Source organism: Bowmanella yangjiangensis, assembly GCF_017255015.1.
In the GTDB taxonomy this organism is placed as follows: domain Bacteria; phylum Pseudomonadota; class Gammaproteobacteria; order Enterobacterales; family Alteromonadaceae; genus Bowmanella; species Bowmanella yangjiangensis.
Genome location: NZ_JAFKCS010000100.1, coordinates 1 through 2716, shown reverse-complemented (window position 1 = coordinate 2716; position 2716 = coordinate 1). Strand labels below are relative to the sequence as shown.

Genomic DNA, 2716 nt, shown 5'->3' with positions numbered 1-2716 from the left:
GCTTCGTTTTGCCCGCTGTGAGATGGGCGGAAGGACAAAGCTAGCGAGAGAATGCGTTCAGTCGCCAAACATAGACGCATTCCCCCGCTCCCCCAGAAGCCATGCGCAGCAAAGCTGCCAAGCCCTGATTGGCTTTAGCATTGAGCCAAACGGGCGTAACAACGTCAATCGGCTTGGTGCCGAACGGTCTCCAATTTTGAGCTTGGCGATACATGTAATCGTCCAATAGGAGGCCTTATGGCTACCAAATCGAAATCCTCTGGGAAGAAGCAAACCATCCATCGTAGCTCCATCACTGGACGCTTCGTGACAGAAAAATACATGAAGCGTAATCCCAAGACCACGCAGACTGAACAGCGCTGAGGGAGGTGTTATGGACCGTTACTGCGTGAATACGCGTGCTCAAGCTAATGGCGATCACGAAGTGCATAAGGAAGGCTGCACTTTCATGCCGTTGCCCCAGAATCAGCATTATCTGGGAGCGCATAGTAATTGCTACGGAGCGGTGATGGCCGCTCGACTCTACTACCCCACAGCAAACGGTTGTGCATTCTGCTCGTATGCGTGCCATACACGTCTTAGTGATTAGGTGATCGCAATCGTGACACGTTGCGAGAGCAAATGAGCTGAGGAAAAGGGGACATGAGGAAAAGGGGACAGATTTATTTATTGCTAACGCCTGTCAAAAATAAATCTGTCCCCTTTTCTTCAGTCCCCTTTTCTTCAGTGAGCGGAGCGAACGGCTTGAGCCAATTGTCATGCGTTTTGTGCAAGCATTTTCTTGGCTTCATTTTGCACGGACTCATAACTTGGATACTCAGGTTGCATTTTGGATACATGCTGCCATTGCTTGATCGCAAGGCCTTTTTTGCCTGACTTGAAAAGTGCTTTTGCTAAGAATAAACGAGCATCACCCTCGCAATAGTGAGGCTTCAGTGCGATACCCTTTTCTAAAACCTCAATAGATTGCTGCCAGTGACCACATTTCTGGAGACAAACTCCGAATGCGATGAAGTGCCGCGGGTCGTTGGATTTATTAACGATTTCTTTGTGAGCTGAAATTGCCGATTTATGTTCGCCTTTGGACTCTAACTCCATAGCTTTTTTGTAAAGTTCTTCGCTGTTCATGGTGGCTCGCATAACAGTGATTAGATAGTCTTCTGTACTAATGCATTAGCTATGAAAAAGGGGGCTTACAAACTGTCCAGCGCACGAAGTGTGCGGGTTGCTATGCTTTGTTATATTTTAGTTTTTAAAGCGCAACCCCAGCCGTCATATTCCAGGTCATACAATGCGGCAAGGCAAACCATTAAGCCAGATACCGAACAGATTAAATTTTGAGTGGTAGGCATATTTATAACTACTGTAATGCGATGGCTTTGCTCAATTTTTTCATACGAAGCTTTGCCATAATTATTGTCATTGATAAAGCTAGCAATAAGCTCGCCCTTTTCTTTGTTTTTTGAGTAGAGAGTAAAGTCAACTTCTCTGAACTCAGAAAAGATATCTCCCTGTTGGTCGTTACTTATCAATAACTGTGTATCTTGGTATGCATTATCAAGTAGTGCTGCTACGATTTTGCTCATTGTTCCTCCATGATTGAGTGCGGAAAGAGGACGGATTTATTTATTGCGCTCGTTTGTCATAAAATAAATCTTTCCCCTTTTCTTTCAAGCGGCTTGTTAGGGCGGTTCTTTATCGTCTTTACTGTTTTTAGATTCCTGAATGTGCCATTGCATATAAGAGAAGCATGCAAAACGTAACAGCTACGCAAAAGGGGACGGATTTATTTATTGCTCTTGGCAGATCGCAAAATAAATCTGTCCCCTTTTTCCTTTTTCCTTTTTCTATTTGGTTAAGGGGTCGGCTTAAGCCGGACCCGAGTGAGCGAAGCGAACGACTTGAACCAGTAGTTAGGTTTCAAGCACCTTGATCAGTCTGTTTATAAGAACTGCTTGCTGCGAGTAAAGTGTAGATGCCGTACTGCCTTTCTCGTGTGTTTCAGTTTTTATCAAGACTCGTCTGTGTGTTTCGTTAAGTATTTTTAATGCTTCATGGATTCGCGACTGCAACAGCCTGGAATGCTCATTTTCAGAAAGATACCATGAGTAAGTTTGCTCCATGATCTCTTTCAATTCTGCTGTGTCAAGTGAACGCTGAGATGAATTTATTGTGCTGAACTCTAGTTCAAGATATTCGCCGTGCTCGGTTTCTAGTATTAAATTGTTTTCTTTTTGACAGATATACAGATAGTCATTGTTTAGCTTGCAGTCTTTTGCAAAATTTATTAGCTCGGCAGGGCTCTTTGGGGTTGATATAAAAATAGAATACGCGGTTGGCTCTGCGCCAGGGTGATAGTCTGTTATTAAGCGAAGCTCGAGATCATTTCCGTGTTTTAGCACGCTGGATATGTAGATCTCTTGCTCTGGGATATTCACAGGTTTAGCCCTTGATGCCTAACTATAAACTAGGCGACATTGCTGTCGCATAACATCCCCAGTAATGTCTGATAATCAACCATAATTCGGCGCAAGCCTTTGATTTATCACGTATCAAAGGTGAGAAACGCGACACTCACAGGTTGGAAAAGCGACACCGAAGACCTAAAGCACAGGGGCGTGACGGCAAGAAGCTAGCCATCGCCGCCGAACCTGTCTAGCTGGAGTGTCGAAAAAGTGTCGAAATCACTGCAAGGGATAGCGGAAAAATGCTGTAG

At 44.5% G+C, this 2716-nt stretch carries 3 protein-coding genes; all 3 read right to left on the bottom strand.

All coding sequences use genetic code 11. The features are described from left to right. Positions 1–756: 756 nt before the first annotated feature. Positions 757–1128, bottom strand: a complete 372-nt coding sequence (locus J0A65_RS22115) for a tetratricopeptide repeat protein (RefSeq protein WP_206596484.1) — start codon at positions 1126–1128, stop codon at positions 757–759. Between the two features lie 110 nt (positions 1129–1238). After that, complete coding sequence (locus J0A65_RS22110; RefSeq protein ID WP_179554568.1) at positions 1239–1586, bottom strand: ribonuclease E inhibitor RraB; 348 nt, start codon at positions 1584–1586, stop codon at positions 1239–1241. Positions 1587–1913: 327 nt separating this feature from the next. Beyond that, positions 1914–2438 carry a hypothetical protein gene (locus tag J0A65_RS22105; RefSeq protein ID WP_206596483.1) on the bottom strand — a complete coding sequence of 175 codons (525 nt, stop codon included), beginning with the start codon at positions 2436–2438 and terminating at the stop codon, positions 1914–1916. Between the last annotated feature and the right edge of the window lie 278 nt (positions 2439–2716).

What these genes read in the sequence shown, in the direction of transcription:
- J0A65_RS22110 (WP_179554568.1), bottom strand. Translation starts at nt 1,586, where the DNA reads ATGAGCAAAATCGTAGCAGCACTACTTGATAATGCATACCAAGATACA.
- J0A65_RS22115 (WP_206596484.1), bottom strand. Translation starts at nt 1,128, where the DNA reads ATGAACAGCGAAGAACTTTACAAAAAAGCTATGGAGTTAGAGTCCAAA.